Origin of the sequence: Pseudomonas sp. IT-P253 (assembly GCF_949768125.1) — a bacterium.
Classification (GTDB): domain Bacteria; phylum Pseudomonadota; class Gammaproteobacteria; order Pseudomonadales; family Pseudomonadaceae; genus Aquipseudomonas.
Genome location: NZ_CATKPT010000012.1, coordinates 16,773 through 38,682, shown reverse-complemented (window position 1 = coordinate 38,682; position 21,910 = coordinate 16,773). Strand labels below are relative to the sequence as shown.

Annotated in this window: 14 protein-coding genes and 1 pseudogene; 6 read left to right on the top strand and 9 right to left on the bottom strand. The window is 56.5% G+C overall.

Annotated features, from left to right (window positions below; genetic code table 11):
* Positions 1 to 206 precede the first annotated feature (206 nt).
* Both ACM6IR_RS08700 and ACM6IR_RS08695 read left to right on the top strand, forming a co-directional pair.
* Positions 207 to 806, top strand: a complete 600-nt coding sequence (locus ACM6IR_RS08700) for an FMN-dependent NADH-azoreductase (protein ID WP_414907334.1) — start codon at positions 207 to 209, stop codon at positions 804 to 806.
* A gap of 342 nt (positions 807 to 1,148) precedes the next feature.
* Positions 1,149 to 2,018 (top strand): carboxylate/amino acid/amine transporter, encoded by an 870-nt coding sequence (locus ACM6IR_RS08695; protein WP_414907333.1) that lies wholly within the window; start codon positions 1,149 to 1,151, stop codon positions 2,016 to 2,018.
* Positions 2,019 to 2,117: 99 nt separating this feature from the next.
* On the opposite strand, the gene ACM6IR_RS08690 is transcribed toward ACM6IR_RS08695, so the two are convergent.
* A complete protein-coding gene (locus tag ACM6IR_RS08690) occupies positions 2,118 to 3,416 on the bottom strand; it encodes a mechanosensitive ion channel family protein (RefSeq protein WP_414907332.1) in 1,299 nt (432 codons plus the stop codon).
* A 193-nt stretch (positions 3,417 to 3,609) separates the two neighbouring features.
* Between ACM6IR_RS08690 and ACM6IR_RS08685 the strand changes: the two genes are divergently transcribed.
* Positions 3,610 to 4,956 carry a DEAD/DEAH box helicase gene (locus ACM6IR_RS08685; RefSeq protein ID WP_414907331.1) on the top strand — a complete coding sequence of 449 codons (1,347 nt, stop codon included), beginning with the start codon at positions 3,610 to 3,612 and terminating at the stop codon, positions 4,954 to 4,956.
* Between the two features lie 132 nt (positions 4,957 to 5,088).
* On the opposite strand, the gene ACM6IR_RS08680 is transcribed toward ACM6IR_RS08685, so the two are convergent.
* The 3 genes from ACM6IR_RS08680 to ACM6IR_RS08670 all read right to left on the bottom strand — a co-directional run bounded on the left by ACM6IR_RS08680 (position 5,089) and on the right by ACM6IR_RS08670 (position 6,817).
* Complete coding sequence (locus ACM6IR_RS08680) at positions 5,089 to 5,364, bottom strand: hypothetical protein (protein WP_414907330.1); 276 nt, start codon at positions 5,362 to 5,364, stop codon at positions 5,089 to 5,091.
* A gap of 244 nt (positions 5,365 to 5,608) precedes the next feature.
* Positions 5,609 to 6,076: an AraC family transcriptional regulator gene (locus ACM6IR_RS08675; protein ID WP_414907329.1), complete on the bottom strand. Its 468-nt coding sequence runs from the start codon at positions 6,074 to 6,076 to the stop codon at positions 5,609 to 5,611.
* A 9-nt stretch (positions 6,077 to 6,085) separates the two neighbouring features.
* Positions 6,086 to 6,817: a DUF899 domain-containing protein gene (locus ACM6IR_RS08670; RefSeq protein WP_414907328.1), complete on the bottom strand. Its 732-nt coding sequence runs from the start codon at positions 6,815 to 6,817 to the stop codon at positions 6,086 to 6,088.
* Between the two features lie 174 nt (positions 6,818 to 6,991).
* On the opposite strand from ACM6IR_RS08670, the gene ACM6IR_RS08665 reads away from it, so the two are divergent.
* The gene (locus ACM6IR_RS08665) at positions 6,992 to 7,384 is read left to right on the top strand and encodes a transcriptional regulator (RefSeq protein WP_414907327.1); all 393 of its coding nucleotides are present in this window, start codon (positions 6,992 to 6,994) and stop codon (positions 7,382 to 7,384) included.
* Between the two features lie 62 nt (positions 7,385 to 7,446).
* On the opposite strand, the gene ACM6IR_RS08660 is transcribed toward ACM6IR_RS08665, so the two are convergent.
* The 3 genes from ACM6IR_RS08660 to ACM6IR_RS08650 form a co-directional block, all read right to left on the bottom strand.
* Positions 7,447 to 8,316, bottom strand: coding sequence for a DUF6279 family lipoprotein (locus ACM6IR_RS08660; protein WP_414907326.1), 870 nt, complete (start codon positions 8,314 to 8,316; stop codon positions 7,447 to 7,449).
* A gap of 65 nt (positions 8,317 to 8,381) precedes the next feature.
* The gene (locus ACM6IR_RS08655) at positions 8,382 to 9,095 is read right to left on the bottom strand and encodes a TorF family putative porin (RefSeq protein WP_414907325.1); all 714 of its coding nucleotides are present in this window, start codon (positions 9,093 to 9,095) and stop codon (positions 8,382 to 8,384) included.
* 208 nt (positions 9,096 to 9,303) lie between these two features.
* Positions 9,304 to 9,492 (bottom strand): hypothetical protein, encoded by a 189-nt coding sequence (locus ACM6IR_RS08650; protein ID WP_017337097.1) that lies wholly within the window; start codon positions 9,490 to 9,492, stop codon positions 9,304 to 9,306.
* 352 nt (positions 9,493 to 9,844) lie between these two features.
* Here ACM6IR_RS08650 and ACM6IR_RS08645 point away from each other — a divergent pair, with 352 nt between their 5' ends.
* Together ACM6IR_RS08645 and ACM6IR_RS08640 are read left to right on the top strand one after the other, a co-directional pair.
* Complete coding sequence (locus ACM6IR_RS08645; protein WP_414907324.1) at positions 9,845 to 10,681, top strand: S1 RNA-binding domain-containing protein; 837 nt, start codon at positions 9,845 to 9,847, stop codon at positions 10,679 to 10,681.
* A 111-nt stretch (positions 10,682 to 10,792) separates the two neighbouring features.
* A pseudogene (locus tag ACM6IR_RS08640) lies at positions 10,793 to 11,253 on the top strand (DUF2177 family protein).
* Here ACM6IR_RS08640 and ACM6IR_RS08635 read toward each other — a convergent pair.
* Both ACM6IR_RS08635 and ACM6IR_RS08630 read right to left on the bottom strand, forming a co-directional pair.
* Entirely contained in the window at positions 11,216 to 12,424 is a 1,209-nt protein-coding gene (locus tag ACM6IR_RS08635) for an MFS transporter (protein WP_414907323.1), read from the bottom strand. The pseudogene ACM6IR_RS08640 and the gene ACM6IR_RS08635 sit on opposite strands and share 38 nt — an antisense overlap.
* A gap of 166 nt (positions 12,425 to 12,590) precedes the next feature.
* Complete coding sequence (locus ACM6IR_RS08630; protein ID WP_414907322.1) at positions 12,591 to 21,800, bottom strand: amino acid adenylation domain-containing protein; 9,210 nt, start codon at positions 21,798 to 21,800, stop codon at positions 12,591 to 12,593.
* Positions 21,801 to 21,910: the final 110 nt, after the last annotated feature.

Here is a 21,910-nt window from a genome sequence, read left to right as displayed (position 1 = left end):
CCTGCTCGCGAAAGCGGTGTCACATGCAACATTGATATTGACTGACACACCGCTATCGCGAGCAGGCTCGCTCCCACAGAGTATGCTCCGCTTATAAACGAATTTATTGATGGTTTATAGCAGTTATTTGCGCTTTTTCATCGATATGACTCTGTTTAACCTTCACTCCATCGACCTACAGCATTCTCAGATGGAGCCTACATCCCATGTCACGCGTTCTGATCATCGAAAGCAGCGCCCGTCAGCAAGACTCGGTTTCCCGTCAACTGACCCAGACCTTTATCAATCAATGGAAAGCCGCTCACCCGAACGACCAAATCACCGTTCGTGACCTGGCCGTCAACCCGGTCCCGCACCTGGACATCAACTTGTTGGGCGGCTGGATGAAACCTGCCGAACAGCGTAACGACATCGAACAGACTTCCCTGGAACGCTCCAATCAGTTGACCGATGAGCTGCTGGCCGCCGACGTGCTGGTCATGGCCGCGCCAATGTACAACTTCGCCATCCCGAGCACCCTCAAGGCCTGGCTCGACCATGTGCTGCGGGCCGGCGTGACGTTCAAATACACCGACACCGGTCCTCAAGGTTTGCTCAGCGGCAAGCGCGCTTACGTGCTGACGGCTCGCGGCGGGATCTACGCCGGAAGTACTGCGGATCATCAGGAACCCTACCTGCGTCAGGTCATGGGCTTCATCGGGATTCACGACGTGACTTTCATTCATGCCGAGGGCATGAACCTGGGCGGTGACTTCCAGGAGAAGGGCTTGAACCAGGCCAATGCCAAGCTTTCCCTGGTGGCCTGAGCCGTTAATCGCCAGATAATCGCTGGATGGTCTAGTGACCTGGCGCATCCCCTTTAAAGCTTTACGCGCATGAACCTCCCTTTGCACTTGTTGCTTCTGAGTGCTGTAGCCCGATTGAACGCATTGGCGAGATCGGGCTTTTTTTTGCCTGCAATTTATTTAATGACCGAACACAACCCCTCTGTGTAGGAGCGAGCTGGCTCGCGATGGTGTGTCAGTCGACACAATGCTGACCCTCCATCGCGAGCCAGCTCGCTCCTACACAGGGGATTGTGTGGTGGCTGACGTTCGCGATATCGGGCAAAAACCGCTATCGTCGCCGCCAATCGAAACGAGGCGAGCATGGGCTATCTACTTTTTGTCACGCTGATTCAGGCGTTTTCCTTCAGCCTGATCGGTGAATACCTGGCCGGTCATGTCGACAGTTACTTCGCGGTGCTGGTGCGGGTGGTGCTGGCGGGGCTGGTGTTTATTCCGCTGACGCGCTGGCGCCAGGTCGAACCGGTGTTCATGCGCGGCATGTTGTTGATCGGTGCGTTGCAGTTTGGCGTGACCTATGTCTGCCTGTACCTGAGCTTTCGGGTGCTGACAGTGCCGGAAGTGTTGCTGTTCACCATCCTCACACCGCTGCATGTGACGCTGATCGAGGACGCGCTGAATCGCCGCTTCAATCCATGGGCATTGATCGCGGCACTGGTAGCGATCGCGGGCGCGGCGGTGATTCGCTACGACCGGATCAACCCGGACTTCTTCATGGGTTTCCTGTTGCTGCAACTGGCCAACTTCACCTACGCCGCCGGGCAGGTGCTTTACAAGCATTTGGTGGCGCGCCACCCGAGCGATCTGCCGCATTACCGGCGCTTCGGCTATTTCTACCTCGGCGCATTGGCGGTGGCATTGCCAGCGTTTTTGCTGTTCGGCAAACAAAACTACCTGCCTGAAGCGCCGCTGCAATGGGGCGTGCTGGTGTTTCTGGGCCTGGTCTCGACCGCATTGGGGCTGTACTGGTGGAACAAAGGCGCCTGCCTGGTGAACGGCGGGACGCTGGCGGTGATGAACAACCTGCATGTACCGGTGGGTTTGTTGATCAACTTGCTGATCTGGAATCAGCATGAAGAGCTGGGGCGGTTGTTCCTGGGGGGATCGGTGATTTTGATGGCGGTGTGGATCAGCCGGTTGGGTATCAGGCCTGCCGCAATCCGCACTTCGTAGGAGCGAGGCTTGCCCGCGAAGAGGGAGTGTCAGTCGATATGTGTGTTGCTGACACACCGCTTTCGCGGGCAAGCCTCGCTCCTACGAGGGAGATGGGTGTTACATCAGGTGTTTTTCGGGCGCGGGGATATGATTCGCACCGAGCATGGCCGGCAAGAGCCCGGCCCTTAGATCCCCGCCACTCGGCTGTTGATAAACACTCAATCCAAACTCCGGCATCACTGCCAGCAGGTAATCGAAAATATCCCCCTGAATCCGCTCGTAATCGGTCCACGCCGTGGTGCGGGTGAAGCAGTAGATCTCCAGCGGAATCCCCTGGGCGGTGGTCTGCATCTGTCGAACCATGCAGGTCATGTTTGGCTGAATCTCCGGGTGACTCTTCAAGTACGCCAACGCATACGCGCGGAAGGTCCCGATGTTGGTCATCCGCCGTCGATTGGCCGACATTGCCGCGACGTTGCCCTGGGCTGCGTTCCAGGCCTTGAGTTCGGCCTGCTTGCGGCTGATGTAATCGGTCAGCAGGTGAACCTGGGACAGCTTCTGCTCCTCCTCATCGCGGATGAACCGCACGCCGCTGGCATCGATGAACAGGCTGCGCTTGATCCGCCGCCCGCCGGACTGTTGCATGCCGCGCCAGTTTTTGAACGACTCGGACATCAGACGCCAGGTTGGAATCGAAACGATTGTTTTATCGAAATTCTGCACCTTCACCGTGTGCAGCGTGATGTCCACCACGTCGCCGTCGGCGCCGACTTGCGGCATCTCGATCCAGTCGCCGACCCGCAGCATGTCGTTGCTGGTCAGCTGCACACTGGCGACGAATGACAACAACGTGTCCTTGTAGACCAACAGAATCACCGCCGACATCGCACCCAGACCTGACAGCAGCAACAGCGGCGAACGGTCGATCAACGTGGCGACAATGATGATCGCGCCAAACACGTACAAGACCATCTTCGTCAATTGCACATAGCCTTTGATCGAACGGGTGCGGGCGTGCTCGGTACGCGCATAGATGTCCAGCAGGGCGTTGAGCAGGGCGCTGATTGCCAGCACCAGGAACAGAATGGTGAACGCCAGCGCGACATTGCCGAGAAAGATCAGGCTGGTTTTACTCAACTCCGGCACCAGGTGCAGGCCGAACTGGATCACCAGGGACGGTGTCATCTGCGCCAGCCGATGAAAGACCTTGTTGTGGCGCAAATCGTTGACCCAGTGCAGCGCCGGCTGGCGGCCGAGCATTTTGGTTGCGTGAAGCGTGAGGTAGCGCGCCACTCGTCCGAGGAACAGGGCAATCACCAGCAACACCACCAGCGCCAGGCTGGAATGCAGGAGCGGATGCTGATCGAGGGCACCCCAAAGGTCTTGGGTGTTGAGCCAGAGCTGTTTGATATCCATGGGCGGAAACGATTCTTCTATAGGACGCGACAGGGCGATTAGAGCATTTAAGACGCTTTGTATTACGTTCGAGGACAAATCAGGCAACAAAAAAGCGACTGTTTATTGCCGATTGCATAAAGAAACTCGGCCTGAGCGCCCGAAACCGGTACCCTATGCAGCTGTTTTTTTGTATTTCTTCGAGGTAGCACCCGTGTTTTCCCAATTCGCCCTGCACGAACGCCTGCTCAAAGCCGTGGCCGAGCTTAAATTTGTCGAGCCAACGCCAGTGCAAGCAGCGGCTATTCCGCTGGCGCTCCAAGGGCGTGACCTGCGGGTGACAGCGCAAACCGGTAGCGGCAAAACCGCCGCCTTCGTTTTGCCGATCCTCAACCGTCTGATCGGCCCGGCAAAAGTCCGCGTCAGCATCAAGACCCTGATTCTGCTGCCGACCCGCGAGCTGGCCCAGCAGACCATCAAGGAAGTCGAACGCTTCGCCCAGTTCACGTTCATCAAGTCCGGCCTGATCACCGGCGGTGAAGACTTCAAGGTCCAGGCCGCCATGCTGCGCAAGGTGCCAGACATCCTGATCGGTACGCCGGGCCGGATGATCGAGCAACTGAACGCCGGCAACCTCGACTTGAAAGAAGTTGAAGTGCTGGTCCTCGACGAAGCGGATCGCATGCTCGACATGGGCTTTGCCGAAGACGTCCAGCGTCTGGTCGAAGAGTGCACCAATCGCCAGCAGACCATGCTGTTCTCCGCCACCACCGGCGGTTCGGGCCTGCGCGAGATGGTTGCCAAGGTGCTGAACGATCCAGAGCACCTGCAGCTCAACAACGTCAGCGACCTGAACGCAACCACCCGTCAGCAAATCATCACCGCTGACCACAACCAGCACAAAGAACAAATTGTGAACTGGCTGCTGGCCAACGAGACCTATCAGAAAGCCATCGTGTTCACCAACACCCGGGCCATGGCCGACCGCATCTACGGCCGCCTGGTGGCGCAGGACTACAAGGCGTTCGTCCTGCACGGTGACAAAGACCAGAAAGACCGCAAACTGGCGATCGATCGCCTGAAGCAGGGCGGCGTGAAGATCCTGGTCGCCACCGACGTCGCCGCTCGCGGCCTCGACGTGGAAGGCCTGGACCTGGTGATCAACTTCGACATGCCGCGCAGCGGCGACGAATACGTTCACCGCATCGGTCGCACCGGCCGTGCCGGTAACGATGGCCTGGCCATCTCGCTGATCTGCCACGGCGACTGGAACCTGATGTCGAGCGTCGAGCGCTACCTCAAGCAGAGCTTCGAGCGCCGTACCATCAAGGAAGTCAAAGGCACTTACGGCGGACCGAAAAAGGTCAAGGCCTCGGGCAAAGCCGTTGGCGTGAAGAAGAAAAAGGTCGACGCCAAAGGCGACAAGAAGAAAACCGGCGCCAAGGCCCCGACCAAGCGCAAAATCGCCAACCGTCCGAAGACCGACGCTCTGTCGCTGGTCAGCAAGGACGGCATGGCGCCGCTCAAGCGCCGCAAGCCGGAAGCGCCGGCCGCTGAATAAAGCTGCGTCGCGACCCATAAAAAAACCGGACCAATGTCCGGTTTTTTTATGTCAAGAGATCGCAGGCTGCGGCAGCGCCTGTAGGCGCTGGCGAAGGCTCGGGCCGCGTTCGGACGATCTTTTGATCTGCTATTAACCCTCGGCCTTTTTATCCGCCGTCTCCAACTCCTTCATGCGCTGATCGATCAGCTGGCACTTGTCCGGCAAATCCGCACTGGCCGTAGCCAAATCCATTTTCTGCAACTCGTCGTTGATCTCCTTGGCCTTCTTTGGATTCTGCTCTGTGAGCGTGGCCACTTCCTTGGCCAATTGTTCGCGCTTGGCCGTGGCTTCCTCAAGCGTGCAGGCCCAGACGGGGAGGGCGCAGGCGAGAGTGGCGGCCAGGATGATTTTTAGCAGGGTTTTCATGGGGGTGGGCCTCATTTCCAGTTAAGGCGGGTTAACCGGTTGAGGGTTGAGAACAGGGGAAAGTTCAGCGAATTGACCCCAAAATTTGAGTGACGGTGGAGGGGGCGGTCTACAGAACAATACGGAACCTTGTAGGAGCGAGCCTGTTCGCGGTCTATCATTCGATATCAATGTTGAATGTTGGACAGCTTTCGCGAGCAAGCTCGCTCCCACAGGGTTTTTTGTGGTTTGGGCGAAGGGGTTATCAACCTTTCACTGCGATGCACATCTCCATTTCCATCACATCGGACTTCTGGTCGTAGACCGCTTCCACCGGATAACGCTCGAAACCCGGACGCTGGTCGTAGGCCAATCCGCTTTCAGGCATCCACTTTTCGCAAAACTCACCCCACGCCGCAGGGATGTCACGGACCGGGCCTTTGAAGTGGGCGACAGCGTAACGCCCGCCAGGCAGGTGGGTGACGGCGAATGGGTAGTTGGGTTCGAAGTCGGCGGGCACTTCGACGCAGGCGTCGTAGCGGCAGTATTGCGGCGGCGTGGTGCTCGGGTCGTCGTGGCCGATGCCGTAGCGTACGCGGTTGAGCAGGTTGTTTTCGATCATCCACGGGGCGATGGTTTCGCGCCAGAAAGTGCCGATTTCCGGGCCGTAGGGGCCGGTGTAGCGCAGGTAAGCGACACGGGCCGGGGGCAGGGTTTTCAGGGTAACGTTCATTGGGGATTCCTATGAGTGACAGCCACTGGCCGGTTCCTTGTCTTCATACCGATCATGATGCCGTACCCATTCCATGATTTCTTGTTCATTACGCCCCTTGGGTGTGAGGTCGAGGTAGTTGTAGGCGCCGACCAGCAGGTCCAGGCCTCGGGCATAGGTAGAGTAGGTGTGGAAGATTTCGCCGGCGTCATTGCGATAAAACACGCTGAGGCCGGGGAGTTCTTCTTCGGCACCATCGGATTTTTCGTAGTTGTAAGTGGCCGTTCCGGCGGCGACTTCTTCGGCTCGGGCCGAGACACCGAAGTCATAGTTGAAATCGCTACCGTCTGACGATACCCAGTCGAATTTCCAGCCCATGCGTCGTTTGAAGGGCTGAAATTCGGCGAACGGTGCGTGGGAAACCGCCACCACTGCCACGTCGTGGTGGGCCAAATGTTGGTTGGCGCCGTCGACGTGGTCGGACAGGAACGAGCAACCGGAGCAGCCTTCGTCCCAGCCTTCGCCGAACATGAAGTGATAGATGACTAACTGGCTACGGCCGCCGAACAGATCGGCGAGTTTAAGTTCGCCCTGGGGGCCCTGGAAGCGATAGTCCTTGTCGATTTTCACCCAGGGCAGGGCGCGGCGTTCAGCGCTGAGTTTGTCCCGCTCCCTGGTGAAGGCTTTTTCGTGGGCCAGATGCCGGCGGCGCGCGGTGAGCCATTCTTCCCGGGATACGACGGCATGACTCTGAATCTTCATGGTGATTTCTCCTGCGGAATGCTGGGAGGTGACCTACACAGATTAGTCGTTTGGCCTACGCTCAATTCGACATGCCGCCGGTCGGTACACGTTTAAAGCTCAGCTGAACGGCTGCACCTGGCGCCGGTCACAACTAATAGGGACATCTCACTCTCGCTTTGGAGGTTGAATAGGATGACGACTTATAACTGGGATTTGATTGAACGCCTGTTGCACGAAGCCCAGAACAGCGCCGGTCACAACTTCACACCACGCCCCTATGCCGAACAGTACGCAGCAGAGAAATCGGCGGCGGGAGAGCAGATTGAAAACCTCGATCACCTGAAAACGGTGGCCGGCGAGTACGAAAAGTTACTGTTGCTGCGAGGTTATATCGAGCCTCGTCCGGAAGACCAGGGCGGTAATGGCTCGAACTACATTTTGACGATGCGCGGCTCGTGTTTGTTGAGCCTGCTCGACAGCTGCATTCCGGGTAATGACCATCCGCGGCAGGTGCTGGATGAGCAGGAAGATCCGCTGGATGAGGCAACGTTTGAAAGAATAGCGTCCAACGCGCAGATTGCCTGAAGACGACCCATTTCCAATGTGGGAGCGACGGTGCGGCGCTCCCACATTGACTTGTGTTGGGGTTAACTTTGTTTCGTTGTCTTCAGACACTTCAAATCGCTGAAGTCCTTCCTCACCCCATCAATCTTCTTCAACAACCGCTGGCGCTGAGTCGGCGTACTCTCGGCCATCAAATCCACCAGCAACCCGCGCGCCTGGGCTTCAGTATTGGCGTAGGCCTGGCGGTAGGCCGGTGTCCATAAACTTTCGCGATTCACCAAAAGTGTTTCTATTCGCTGTGGGAATTCAGGGCTCTGGCGCTGCGCTACCGCCTCACTGAACTGCTTCTGCCAATGGGCGCGGTTGGCGATCCACTGCTGATTCTGATCACCCAACGCGTGCGACCACGAAACGACCCGTTGTTGTTGGGTGGCGTTAAGCGGTCCGAGCCAGTCATTCAGGCGTTTTTCCATGCGCTCGCCACGCTCCTTGATCTGTTGGGCGAGAGGCGGTTTGAGGTATTCCTCCTGGTGTTTGCGCAGGTCCTTGGCGAAGGCGTCGTTCATTTCCGCGACTTGCTTGTCGTCCAGCCCCTTTAACAACTCAATGGCGGACGGCGTGATCTCCCGGGCAGTCTGGGCGATAGCCTGTTTGGCTTCTTGTGTACGGGCTTGCAGCTCGGCGTCAGTGACCTGGTTGGTTTCGACCATGAGCCGCAAGCGATCCAGCCAGTCGAGATAGTCCGGCAACTGCGTTCTGCAATGCCAGCTCAGGTGCTCTTTGAGGCGTTCGTTAAACCAGCCTTTCTGCTCGCTGTTCATGTCCAGATAGTCGCTGAGCGCCCAAGGAATGAGCACGTCGAGATTGCGGTAGGCCAGACCTATACGGCTGCACGCGCAGAGGACGACGCTCATCGCGATGAGAACGGCGAAATGCTGCAACCAGCGCGTCATGGGCGAGCCCTTGCGAAAGCGTAGGTTCTCATTTGAGCGCTGGATGAACCCGGCAGTTCAGCCAATCAGTAAAACGCGCGTTCAGCCTTGAGTGTCACCAGACCGTCGCACTGGCTGTTATGCCCGGAATAAGCCGAGCAGTCGCTGCCGCTTAAGTTGGAATCGCTGTAGATCAGGTCCAGGTCGATACCCATGAACGGTCGCGAGAGTTGCACCGACCAATCGGTAAAACTCGCGACATATCCCCCGTCGACGGACACCGGTGTATTGAGCTGGTGCGTGGTGTACTTCAGGCTGATCCCGATGCCAAACGGTTGATTGCCGCCGAGGTCGGCGAACACGGTGCTGTTCTGTTTGTCCGGGTCGTTGCTGAAGGCTGCGCCGAAACGGCTGCCGAGCACGGTCAGGCCACCGAAAAGCTCCTGGCTGTCGAGGGTGTCCACTTTCGGATAGCTGTAGCGGATCATGCCGACTTCGTAGCCAAGAGTATGATCGAAAGGTTGTTTGAAGCCCATGTAGGAATCGACTTCCAGGTTGTTCCCCGGACTCAACCCGGCGCTCGGTGACCATTGGCCCACATAGAATCCACTGTCGTGGCTCAGGTCGAGCCCGCCGTGGAACGAACCGGTGCTGGCAGGTTTGACCAATCCCTGAGCCATGCTGCGGCTGGGAGTGGTGCCGAGTTTGAGATCGAAGTCACCCAGTTCACGCTGGAAGATTTGCGCTTGGGCAGAACACGACAGCAAGGTGCCGAGCAATATGAGTGAGGGCTTGAGCATGCGTCATTCCATGAGCAGCGCGCAGCAGGAACCGTAAACCTACTGAAACGCTTGATCTAGACGGGTGCAAGCATACCGGCGAATGCTCGGCATCGAAGGCCGTTCGTCGATTTTTGAAATATTGATGTGTTGGCGAGGTGTTGCAGGGAAGGTTCCAGTCCAAGCGCTTCGAAGCTCAAAGCGCTTTGGGACCAGTTAAAGCAGGGTGTTACTTCTTGCCGAGTGTAATCTGCTTGGACGGGCCGAATGTCTGGCCGCTGACGCCTTTGGCAATTTGCTGGATTTCGCCGCCGGACTTGAGGAACGCAGCAATCTGGTTGTTGATCGATTCGCTGGTTTCAACGGCTGGAGCTGGCTTTGCTTTGCTGTTGGATGCTTTTACACGCATGGCGGCCATTAACCTGTAGAAAATTAACTTGGCCAGGCATCGTACAGGAAATACTTGACAATTGCTTGGTAAATATCCTCCTGAAATAACCGGAGGTGGTGCTTGATCATTCACCGGTAATTGTCCGAGTTGTCCGGCTAAGCTGCTGTTTTAAATAAGAACATTGCCTGTGGAAAAACCCATTCGGTTCGACAGGTGCTGGCCAATGTTGCCAGATCGGTCTGACGAGCGGCCGCGAGCTCGCTGACAAAACCCAGGAAAATGAAGGTGTTCAGAGGAATTTCTGCCGCCACCGGGCTGGCCGCCAAACACCGCCCGTAAAACCGGGTAGAATGCCGCCCACGCAATGAGGGTATTGGAAATGGCTTTAATTGGGCGTTACAACAGTTTGCAAGTGGTTAAACACACTAACTTCGGTTTATATCTGGACGGTGGCGCGGATGGCGAAATCCTTCTGCCTAATCGTTATATTCCCAAAGATATTCCCAGCGAAGATGAAGATTGGCTCAACGTTTTTATTTATCTGGACAGCGATGACAAACTCATCGCAACTACCGAAAAGCCGAAAGTTCAAGTCGGTGAATTTGCCAGTTTGAAAGTCGTTGAGGTCAACAGCATCGGTGTATTCCTGGATTGGGGCCTGCCGAAGGATCTGTTGCTGCCGTACTCCGAAGAGAAGCGTCAGATGACCGCTGGCGAGTATTGCGTGGTGCACGTCTACCTCGACAAGCACACCCGCCGCATCACCGCGACGGCGCGTCTGGACCGCTACCTGGACAAGACTCCGGCCAACTACACCCCGGGCCAGGAAGTAGACTTGCTGGTGGCTGAAGCCACGGACATGGGCTTCAAGGCGATCATCAACAACAAGCACTGGGGCCTGATTCACAAGAACGAAATCTTCAAGTTCATGCGCGCCGGTAAAGAAGAGAAGGGCTTTATCAAGGAAGTCCGTGCCGACGGCAAAATCAGCTTGAGCCTGCAACCGGTGGGTGAAGAAGCGGCCACCAGCCTGAACTCGAAGATTCTCGCCAAGTTGCGTGAAAACAACGGCAGCCTGCCGGTCAGCGACAAGAGTGATCCGACGGTGATCAGCAGCATGTTTGGCGTCAGCAAAGGCAACTTCAAAAAAGCCATAGGTGCGTTGTACAAGAACGGCCAGATCGTCATTCATGCTGATCGCATTGAACTCAGCTGATCTCGCGTCGCCCTCCCGTAGGAGCTGCGCAGGCTGCGATTTTTTGATCTTTTTAACATCAAAAGGTCGCAGCCTGCGGCAGCTCCACAGGTTTATTTGAAGTCGGGTGTCGTGAAGAAAGCATTGATTGCTTACTCCGCAACGTTGCTCGCGTTTCTCGTGCTCGACGACTTGTGGCTCGGCGTGCTGATGGCCCCGACGTATAGGGCGCTGCTCGGCTCGCTGATGCTCGACCAACCGTTGCTGGCCCCGGCACGGCAGTCCTTTTCTATCTCCTTTATGTCCTTGGTTGCGTGGTGTTCGTGGTGTTGCCGGCGAACTGCTGACAGCGAGCCGCCCGTCTGGGCGCGTTACTGGGATTAGTGGCTTACGGCACCTATGACCTGAGCAACTGGGCTACGCTGCGGGGTTGGCCGGCGCAGTTGATGTTGATGGGCATAGCGTGGGGCGCGTGGCGACCTGCATTGCGTGCGCGGTTGTATGTAATGACGGCATCGCGAGCAGTCACCCAAAGACGCTGTCTCATGTTGCTGATTAGTGAAAGGTCGGCTCGGCGTAAGTCGCTGACGTAGCACGAAGTGTTCGCAATCCCAAAAGCACGATCACTACCATCATGAGTCCCGCGACAATTGCTACACCGAACCCTGCCTGCGCGCCATAGACATCGATGATTAAGCCCGAAAGTACTCCGCCGATCGCTACGCCGATGCTGATGCCTGTTGTCATCCACGTTAGTCCTTCGGTGATCCTGGACGGTGGAACAATGATCGTACCGAGATTCATAACGACGACCATAGTTGGCGCAAATGACATACCTGCCACAAAGAGCATCCCAGAAAGGATGTAAACGTCCGGTGAGAAAATGGGCAATACGGCTGTGACTGCCGTAACCAATACCCCAACAAAGAACTGCTTTTCAATCGGCAAGGAAATCCTTAACGCGCCGAACGTCAGGCCAGCGATCATTGAGCCGAGCGCATAGGCTGCCAGGATGAAGCTTGCGGACGTTGGCCAGCCTTGTGCAGTGGCGAAGGCCACAACCGCCACATCGATTGATCCACCAATCACTCCCATCGCTAAAAGCGCCAGAACAATGGTGCGAAGGCCAGGGATAAGCAAGGTCGAGCCTGCGCGCCTTCTGCTGACCACGATCACCTTGGGTTCTGTCTGCCGCTGCAGAAGAAAAGCCGTCACGCCGATGACCAGCAACAAGACGGCAACAAGAGGTCCGGCTTCGGCGAAGAAACTGGTGCTCAAACCAATGGCAAGTGGTGGACCGATAATAAACGCCAGCTCAGTTAGAACGGTGTCCAAGGAGAAGGCCGTGTGTAATTGCGGCTTGCCACGGAAAATCTGTGTCCAGCGTGCTCTTATCATGGCGGGCATGCTTGGCATCGTGCCCGCCAGTGCCGCAAGAATAAACAGCACTATGGCGGGGGCTTTTATATAGACAGCAATAATCAGCGTCAGCAACATACCAATGCTGAAGGCAGTCACAAAGGGCAGAACCCGACTCTGACCTCGCTGATCAACGAGTTTCGATACTTGTGGGCCGATAAGCGCATTGGCTAATGTAAAGGTACCCGCGACCGAGCCAGCCAGCCAATAAAGACCCGTCTGCTGCACCAACATGATAATGATGCCGATGCCGATCATTGCCTGTGGCAGGCGGGCAATGGAGCTTGCGATCACTAACCCCATGACGCCTGGGGTTGTGAGAAGTTCCCGGTAGGGATTTGCCATGATTTCTCCAGTTTATAATTTGACGCTGGTGAGTGCTAAACGCGACGCAAAATATTGTGGGCGGTTTACCGGTGACTGAAAGGTGCATTTAAGCAAGTGAGGCAGTTACAACAGGTGTAACTGCTCCACTTGCAGGTAGATGAGCATTACGCTCAATCATCACCTCTTACAAAAGCGCTCGATTTAAGGCTTCAGCCAAGTGCTTGCGATTACTAACATCCTCCATCACGGACACATGATTGCCTGGAATAGAAACAGAACTAATCGCTAAGTCAGGTAATAGCTCCCTCCACCCGCCTACCATATCAACCTTCGGAAGATGGGTGCGCTCACGATCAGCCGCGTAGAAATGATAGAGGTTGATCGGCAATAGTGATGGTTTATAGGCACCGGCGATTTTTGAAAAATGATAAATGGCTCGCCATTTGACGGTCTCCAGTGAGGGGGCTGCATTTAAATCATAGCCACCCAAATCTTGGGCTTTTTTAATCAGCTCAGCAAACTCATCACCCTCATTTAATGCATCGAATACATGACGCTCCGCCTCCGAAGCAACCGCCTTAACATGCTCAATAAAATACTGCTTAATATCTTGATTTTTATAAAACAACTTATGCGGCGCAGGAACGTCAATAAACCCTAAAAACTCAATGCAGGCATCTTTGCACATAAGCCCATGGGCGATGGCATAAGCGAGGATTCCTCCAGAAGAATACCCCACTATTCGATAAGGCCCTTCAGGCTGGATCGCCTTGATGAGCGGTATCATTCTTTCGGCCATATCCTCCATTGAGTGAGGTAGAGGGTCGCCAATGGCCGACCAGGGCAATACATGGATCGGACAGCTCACTCGGATTTGTTGCGCCAGAGAAATAGCATATGAATAATCAGCCAGTCCCGAGGGAACAAAAAAGACTGGAGGCTCAGTCCCGCCAGCGCGCACCGTAATCGCCCCGGTATGCGGATTGAACACAGGAAACTGTGCTATCTGAGAGGCAAGGTTAGCCAATCGCGGATGTTCAAAAATGTCGCTCAGCGAACACTCCAAACCATAACTTCTGACTTTTTGCATCAGTTGGATGGCCATGAGTGAATGGCCGCCTAGGGCGAAAAAGTTGTCATTGCGACCGACCTGTTCAACCCCGAGTAACCCTGCCAAAAGCGCTGCCAGGATCGTCTCAGTCTCACTTTGTGGTGCCTCATAGGCCGCACGGGCAAAGGCATCGCCCTCAGGGACTGGCAGCGCCCGCCGATCAAGCTTGCCATTTGGGGTCAGCGGCAAGCGTTCAATCAGCACAAAGGCAGATGGCACCATGTAGTCGGGTAAACGTACACTCAGATAATCACGCAGTCGTCGTGCAAGCGGTAAACCCGCCTCTGAGTCTGCCTTGGATATAAAGGCATTATTTCCCGTGACCTCTGGAAGAGCCACTACATATGCGACCAGTCGCTTGTCGGGGCCTACGCCTTGCACCTCCACAACCGCCTCGTGGATGGAGGGATGCTCGGTCAATCTGGCCGCAATTTCACCCGGCTCAATCCGCAAGCCACGGATTTTGACCTGGTCGTCATTGCGGCCAAGAAACACCAGGTTTCCGTTCGGCAGATAACGGGCCAGGTCCCCCGTCTTATACATTCGCCCGTCAGACTTGCTGGCGAATGGATCGAGCAAGAAACGCTCAGCCGTCAGCTCGGCGAGGTTCAGATATCCCCGCGCAACCCCCATTCCCCCGATATACATCTCACCCACTGCACCCAACGGAACAGGTTCGCCATGCGCGTCAAGAAGGTAAATGCGTGTGTTTGAAATCGGTCGGCCTATCGGAACCGGATCAACGTCATCAGAGGAACAGCGATGGACCGCCGCCCAGACTGTCGCTTCAGTCGGGCCATATTCATTGAATAATTCAACACTGGTAAATGCTGAAGTCACTTCCTGGACTAGCTTCGCAGGACATAATTCACCCGCGACAATCACCTGACGCAGTTGTCCATATCCGAGTTGGGCGACTTGCGGCAGCACCAATCTTGCCAGAGACGGCACAAGCAGCACTGACGTGACGCTGTTTTCAATCACAAGACTGCTGATAGTTTGTGGATCTACCACTGTGTTGCTGCCTGGTAAACACAAAGCACCACCGGTGGTTAACGTTCCGAAGATTCCTGCTACGGAACTGTCAAACGCCATCGATGACAACAGTAAAAATACGGCATCGGATCTCGGTTTATAGACCGTGGTTCTTGCCAGTGTCGATGCGATTAATCCACGATGTTCGATCATGACACCCTTGGGCTGTCCGGTTGAACCCGAGGTATAGATAAGATAAGCGAGGTTGCGGGGTGTAAGGCCGGGAACCTGGAAATTGACATCATCCTCCGTCAATATCCTCGTCTGTGTTTCATTGGGATCAAGCACGATATGGGTCTGCAACGCCTCACCTAGCACCTGGCGCCCGGCCGCATCGGCCAGCACCAGGGCCGGAGCCGTATCGGCCAGAATGTAGGCCAGTCGATTTCCGGGATAGGCCGGATCAAGCGGCACATAAGCGCCGCCCGCCTTCAGGATCGCCATAAGGCCAACGACCATCGCCGTCGAGCGCTCGACACAGATCGCCACGCGTTGGTCTGGCCCGACGCCTCGATCGATCAGCCGATGTGCCAGTCGGTTTGCCCTGGCATTGAGCTCACCATAACTGAGCGCCTCTCCCTCAACGATCAGTGCCATGGCCTCTGGACTGCGCGCAACCTGCTCTTCGAATAAATGATGAATGCACAAATGATCTGAGCAGAGTGCATCCGTCGCGTTCCACGTCTTGAGTAGTAATGTACGCTCGGACGCAGGCAGAATCGCCAGCTGTCGAACCGGATGGTGCGGCGAGCGCTCCAAGGTCTGCGCCAGACTTTCCAGCGCCTGTTCCATGTAGCCACACACGCGAGCGGAATCGAACGGCGTGACCACTTGGGTCGTTAACCCCAATGAGTGACTGAAATCTTCCACGGACAATGTGAACGGATAGTTGGTCCGTTCTTGTTCACTCAAGAACTCGACACCTGGCATTTGCCTCATGGTCTGGACAATGTTGTCCTCACCAGCCAGGTCATTGTGCCGATAGTTGAGCAATGCGCTGAACAGTGGCGCACCTGTAGCCACCCCACTGCACCTTTGTGCCAGTGTCAGCGAGGCATGCTCATGGGCGAGCAACTCAGCCAGTCGAGCATGAGCCTGTTGGACGCTCCCAGCGGTATCAATGCCGCCTGAGTCAAATCGGATCGGTAGCGTGTTGATGAACATGCCCATGGCTCGATCTGACCCATGGCCTGCTTGCATGCGCCCAAACAGCACCGTACCAAACACGATCTTTTCCTGACCGCTGGTGCGTGCCAGTACCTGAGCAAAGGCGACATGACACAGACTTGCGAGACTCACATTCAATCGCTTAGCCTGCGCTCGTAGCCGATCATTGAGTTCGGCCGAAACCATGCGGTGGGTCTGTCCCACTTTCGCACCGTCCAGATGCACTTCCGCCAATCCAAATGGCAGCGTCGGCTCTTCTATGTCAGCCAGCATTGATTTGAAGAAACATTCATGCTCTTCCACGCTCTTGCCCAACTGCACTTGACCGATCAGATTGCGGAACGGCTGAGGCGATGGCAATTTCCCACCGCGATCAGCAAGGAAGGCTTGCACTTCGTTATAAAAAAACTGCAATGAAGAAGCATCGTCAATCAAGTGATGCTGCAGCTGCATCAGAATGAAGCGGCCTTCGACAGGATCATGGGCAACAATAAAGCGCAGCACCGGTGCCTGGGTCAGGTCAATTCGGTGCCGAGATGAATCGAAGCGCCGGGAAAGCTGTTCGGCAATGGGGCCGTCTGCCGGATCGATAACAACATCAGTGACGGAGAGTGGAGCCTGTCGCCAGACAACTTGCGCGGCGCGAGACAATCCTTCCCAAAAAAAGGCGGTACGCAAAATGTCGTGGCGGTCTACAACCTGTTGAACGGCGCCAAGATACCGTTCCAATGTTTCACGATCAGCAAAGGCCATCTGGGCTACCAGCAAATAAGGGTCACCTTCTTTTGCCAGCATGTGGTGGAACAGGATGCCGTCCTGCATGGGTGAGAGCGCATAGATATCCTGGATGTTGGCTGCCCCCCCAGGTACCTGTGAAACGATCAGGTCGATGTCCGATTGGCTGATATCTATCAACGGCAGGAGGTCGGGCGTGATTCTGAACGTCTCGAGCTTGATCAGATTGGGTGGCACCACCACCTCGCGGTGTTGGCCAAGCGCGCTGGACAGCACCGATAACACCGGTGTCTGAAACAGATCACGCACAGCAAGGTTCAAGCCCTGGCGGCGCAACCGCTCGATCAACCGCACAGCCAACAGTGAATGGCCGCCGAGGGCGAAGAAATTGTCATGGCGACCGACTTGTTCAACGCCAAGCAGATCTGACCAGATCCCTGCAAGGGTGACCTCTAATTCGCCCAACGGCGCCTCGTAGGCCTCATGAGCAAAGGCATCGCCCTCAGGAGCCGGCAATGCTCGCCTATCAACCTTGCCATTACCCGTCAGCGGTAAGTTGTCCAAGCGTACAAAGGCAGAAGGCACCATGTAGTCGGGTAAGCAGCTGCTCAGGTAATCACGTAGCGCTCCCGCCAGCGCCAAGCCAGCGTCAGAGTCTACCGGCGTGTCCTGAACCTCGGGCTGCGCTACCACGTAAGCAACCAGGCGCTTGTCGGCATCCTCGCCTTGTGCCACCACCACCGCCTCGCGGATAGAGGGATGCTTGGTCAATCGCGCAGCAATCTCACCCAGCTCGATCCGGAAGCCGCGGATCTTCACCTGGTCGTCATTGCGCCCCAGAAACGCCAGATTGCCGTTCGGAAGGTAACGGGCCAGGTCCCCTGTTTTGTACATTCGCGCTTCAGGTTTGCTGGCAAAGGGATCGTTCAAGAAACGCTCTGCTGTCAGCTCGGGCCGGTTCAAATAACCACGCGCCACACCGGCGCCGCCGACGTACATTTCACCCACGGCCCCCATCGGAACAGGCTGGCCATGCGCGTCCAGAAGATACAGATTCAAATCCGGCAGACGCTTACCGATCACGCTGTCGTCTTGTCGCGCGTCGGATGAAGTCAGGGGGTAATAGGTTACGTGGACCGTGGTTTCCGTGATCCCGTACATGTTCACCAGTTGCGGGGCAGATTCGCCACGCACCCCATACCAGTCGCGCAGCATCGACGGCTGCAGTGCCTCACCGCCAAAGATGACATAGCGCAGCCGGTCCGATGTCGTTTTCATATACGCCATCAATGCGGTAAAGGCGCTCGGGGTCTGGTTCAGGACGGTGACGCCTTGCTCACAAATCAACTGGCAGAACGCCTGCGGAGAACGGGTAATAGCCTGCGGAACCAACACCAGCGTGCCGCCATAACGAAGGGCTCCCCACAGTTCCCAGACCGAGAAATCGAAGGCAAAAGAGTGGAACAGGCACCAAACGTCATTGGCCGCAAAACCAAAGGCAGCGTGTGTCGTATCGAACAGACGCACTACCTGAGCGTGCTCGATCATGACCCCTTTCGGCTGCCCGGTTGAACCCGAGGTGTAGATGATATAAGCGAGGTTATTGGGGGTAAGGCCTGGAAGTTCAGGGTTGCCGTCAGCCCCTGTCAAAGCATCAGCTTGGGCCTCATGGGGATCGAGTACGGTACGAGCCTGCAAAGCGTCCCCGAGCGCTTGGCGCCCGGCCGCATCAGCCAGCACCAAAACCGGCGCCGTATCGCCAAGAATGAAAGCCAATCGCTCGCCCGAGTACTCCGGATCGAGCGGCACATAGGCGCCGCCGGCCTTCAGGATCGCCATCAGGCCAATAACCATGGCCGCAGAGCGCTCGACACAAATCGCCACACGCTGGTCAGGCTTGACGCCTAGAGCAATCAGCCGATGCGCCAGCCGATTGGCCCTGACATTGAGTTCGCCATAGCTGAGCACATCGCCCTCAAAGACCAGTGCCGTTGCCTCAGGACTGCGTGCAACCTGTTCCTCGAATAGCTGATGCATACACAGATGCGCTGGGCAGGATTCATCCATCGAGTTCCACGTATTGAGCAACAAGGTGCGCTCAGACTCATCAAGCAGGTCTATTTGGGCGACAGGCTGGCTGGCATCCCGGGTCATCTCGGCAAGGACAGTCTTCAGGTAACCCACGTGGCGCTCGATCGTGGCCGAGTCAAACAACGACGTCGCATAGCCAAGAGCCCCCACGATTCGATCGTCCGCCTCGGCCAGGTTCAGCTCCAGATCGAATCGGGCTACCTCATAAGTAGAACCCACCGGGCTGGCTTCAAGGTCGGGTAAGGCCCATTGGCCTGCATCATGGTTTTGCCAGGCAAACACCACCTGAAACAGTGGTGTATGGCTCAACCGTCTTGGTGGCTGCGTTATCTCCACCACCTGCTCGAACGGCAGATCCTGATGATCCTGGGCCTTGAGTGCCCGTTCGCGCACTCGCCCAATGAGGTCGGCAACGCTCGGGTTGTCGCCAAGATCAATCCGCAGCGCCAGTGTGTTGACGAAGAAACCGATCAGCGGCTCGATGTCGCAATGGCCCCGGTTGGCACTTGGCGCGCCGATCACAATATCCTCCTGCCCCGACAGGCGTGACAGTACTGCCGCCCAGGCCGACAACACGGTCATGAATAGCGTCACACCCTGCTGCTGACTGAAACGCTTGAGGGCCATTGTCAGCTCTGCATTGAGTTGGATCGGCACAGACGCGCCCACAAGGGACTGCTGTTCAGGACGCCGCCGGTCTGTGGGCAGGTCGAGCAGCGTTGGCGCATCGGCCAGTGCCTGCTTCCAGTAAGCGGCCTGCTCATTCAAGCGCTCCCCCGAGAGCCAGTGCCGCTGCCAGGCGGCATAGTCCGGATATTGGATCGCCAGCGGCGGCAATGGACTGGCCTCGTGGTTGCTAAACGCCGTGTACAGCGCACTTAACTCAGGCAAAAGTATGCCGAGCGACCAGCCATCCGAGACGATGTGATGTTGGGTGAGTAGCAAAACATGCTCATTTACAGATGAGGTGACAGACACTCGGATTAGGCAAGCCCGGATCAGCGGTCCTATAGCGAGATCAAAGGGGGCGCAAGCCTCTTCCGTACAAAGCCTTGCAAGCTCGACCTCTGCGCCCGATCCCTTGATCGGTCCCTCACAGAGATCAATGTGGCGCAATGGCAAACCCTGGTTGCAGGAGAGCAGACGCACTTCGACCTCACCCTTTTTGGTGACAAAGACCGAGCGCAATGCCTCATGGCGGGACCACAGTGCATCAAGGGCCTGCTGCAAGAACGTCACGTTCAATTGGCCACGCAATCTCAGAGCTAGGGGGATGTGATAGGCGTCGCTGATTTCACTGTCGAGTTGTGCCAGAAACCATAGTCGCTGCTGAGCAAAAGACAGCGGCAAGGACTCGTCGCTAGAGAGGGGCCTGATCGATGCGCGCGCTACAGCGCCAGTTTTGCGTTCAGCCTCAATCGCCAATGCCACAGCCTTGAGCGTTGGAGAGGCGAACAAGGTTGCAAGAGGTATTTCAGCCCCAACGGCCGCTATGCGACTGACCAGACGCACGGCCATGAGTGAATGGCCGCCGAGGGCGAAGAAGTTATCATGGCGACCGATTTGTTCCACCCCAAGCAGCTCTGACCAGATCCCGGCCAGGATGACCTCAATCTCGCCCAACGGCGCCTCGTAGGCCTCATGGGCAAAGGCGTCCTCCTGCGGAACAGGCAACGCCTTGCGATCAAGCTTGCCATTAGCCGTCAGGGGGAAGCGTTCCATCCGCACAAAGGCAGACGGCACCATGTAGTCGGGTAAACGGCTGCTCAGGTAATCACGCAGCGCTCCCGCCAGCGCTAAGCTGGCCTCAGAGGCAACCGACGTGTGCTGAGCGACGTCATTCCCCGCTACGTCAGACTGAGCCAAAACATAAGCAACCAGGCGCTTGTCGGTCTCCTCGCCTTGCGCCACCACTACGGCCTCGCGGATGGAGGGATGCTCGGCCAATTTGGCCGCAATCTCACCCAGCTCGATCCGGAAGCCGCGGATCTTGACCTGATCGTCATTGCGCCCCAGAAACGCCAGATTGCCGTTCGGAAGGTAATGGGCCAGATCCCCCGACCTGTACATCCGCGCGCCAGCCTTCCCCGCAAAGGGGTCGTGCAGGAAACGCTCTGTCGTCAGCTCGGGACGGTTCAGATAGCCGCGTGCCACACCGGCACCGCCTACGTACAGTTCACCCACTTCCCCTATCGGAACAGGCTGGCCATGTACGTCCAGAAGATAGAGATCCAAATCCGGCAGACATTGACCGATCACGCTGCCGACTTGTTGCGCATCGGATGAAGTCAGGGGGTAATAGGTGACGTGGACCGTGGTTTCCGTAATCCCATACATGTTGACCAGTTGCGGGGCAGATTCCCCACGCATGTCATACCAGTCGCGCAGGGTCGAAGGCTGCAGTGCCTCACCGCCAAAGATGACATAGCGCAGCCGGTCCGATGTCGGTTTCATATACGACATCAAGGCGTTAAAGGCGCTCGGGGTCTGGTTCAGGACTGTGATGCCTTGCTCACAAATCAACTGGTAGAACGCTAGCGGAGAACGGGTAGTGGCCTGAGGAACCAACACCAGCGTGCCCCCATAACGAAGGGCTCCCCACAGTTCCCAGACCGAGAAGTCGAAGGCAAAAGAGTGGAACAGGCCCCAAACGTCACTGGCCGCAAAACCAAAGGCGGCGTGTGTCGTATCGAACAGACGTACCACTTGGACGTGCTCGACCATGACCCCTTTAGGCTGCCCGGTTGAACCCGAGGTATAGATGATATAAGCGAGGTTACTGGGACTAAGGTCAGGAAGTTCAGGGTTGGCGTCAGCCCCCGTCAAAGCATCAGCATGGACCTCATCGGGATCGAGTACGGTACGAGCCTGCAAAGCGTCCCCGAGCGCTTGGCGCCCGGCCGCATCAGCCAGCACCAGGGCCGGAGCCGTATCGGCAAGAATGAAAACCAGTCGCTCGCCCGAATACTCCGGATCGAGCGGCACATAGGCGCCGCCGGCCTTCAGGATCGCCATCAGGCCAACAACCATGGCCGCAGAGCGCTCGACACAGATTGCTATCCGCTGATCAGGCCGGACTCCCAAAGCGATCAGCCTATGCGCCAGCCGATTGGCCCTGACGTTGAGTTCGCCATAGCTGAGCACCTCGCTCTCAAAGACCAGTGCGGTTGCCTCAGGATCGCGTGCAACCTGTTCTTCGAATAGATGATGAATACACAGATGATCTGAATATTTAGCAGTAACTTGGTCTTGCATCCTTGCCTCCAGAAGCGAATGACGTCACTTCTATCGATTGATTGCACCTACAGCCTGTAAGTGCAAATTTCATGAAATATTATCTATTGAAATATACTGCCGTACGTCCC

What these genes read in the sequence shown, in the direction of transcription:
- ACM6IR_RS08700 (WP_414907334.1), top strand. Translation starts at nt 207, where the DNA reads ATGTCACGCGTTCTGATCATCGAAAGCAGCGCCCGTCAGCAAGACTCG.
- ACM6IR_RS08695 (WP_414907333.1), top strand. Translation starts at nt 1,149, where the DNA reads ATGGGCTATCTACTTTTTGTCACGCTGATTCAGGCGTTTTCCTTCAGC.
- ACM6IR_RS08690 (WP_414907332.1), bottom strand. Translation starts at nt 3,416, where the DNA reads ATGGATATCAAACAGCTCTGGCTCAACACCCAAGACCTTTGGGGTGCC.
- ACM6IR_RS08680 (WP_414907330.1), bottom strand. Translation starts at nt 5,364, where the DNA reads ATGAAAACCCTGCTAAAAATCATCCTGGCCGCCACTCTCGCCTGCGCC.
- ACM6IR_RS08675 (WP_414907329.1), bottom strand. Translation starts at nt 6,076, where the DNA reads ATGAACGTTACCCTGAAAACCCTGCCCCCGGCCCGTGTCGCTTACCTG.
- ACM6IR_RS08670 (WP_414907328.1), bottom strand. Translation starts at nt 6,817, where the DNA reads ATGAAGATTCAGAGTCATGCCGTCGTATCCCGGGAAGAATGGCTCACC.
- ACM6IR_RS08665 (WP_414907327.1), top strand. Translation starts at nt 6,992, where the DNA reads ATGACGACTTATAACTGGGATTTGATTGAACGCCTGTTGCACGAAGCC.
- ACM6IR_RS08660 (WP_414907326.1), bottom strand. Translation starts at nt 8,316, where the DNA reads ATGACGCGCTGGTTGCAGCATTTCGCCGTTCTCATCGCGATGAGCGTC.
- ACM6IR_RS08655 (WP_414907325.1), bottom strand. Translation starts at nt 9,095, where the DNA reads ATGCTCAAGCCCTCACTCATATTGCTCGGCACCTTGCTGTCGTGTTCT.
- ACM6IR_RS08650 (WP_017337097.1), bottom strand. Translation starts at nt 9,492, where the DNA reads ATGGCCGCCATGCGTGTAAAAGCATCCAACAGCAAAGCAAAGCCAGCT.
- ACM6IR_RS08645 (WP_414907324.1), top strand. Translation starts at nt 9,845, where the DNA reads ATGGCTTTAATTGGGCGTTACAACAGTTTGCAAGTGGTTAAACACACT.
- ACM6IR_RS08635 (WP_414907323.1), bottom strand. Translation starts at nt 12,424, where the DNA reads ATGGCAAATCCCTACCGGGAACTTCTCACAACCCCAGGCGTCATGGGG.
- ACM6IR_RS08630 (WP_414907322.1), bottom strand. Translation starts at nt 21,800, where the DNA reads ATGCAAGACCAAGTTACTGCTAAATATTCAGATCATCTGTGTATTCAT.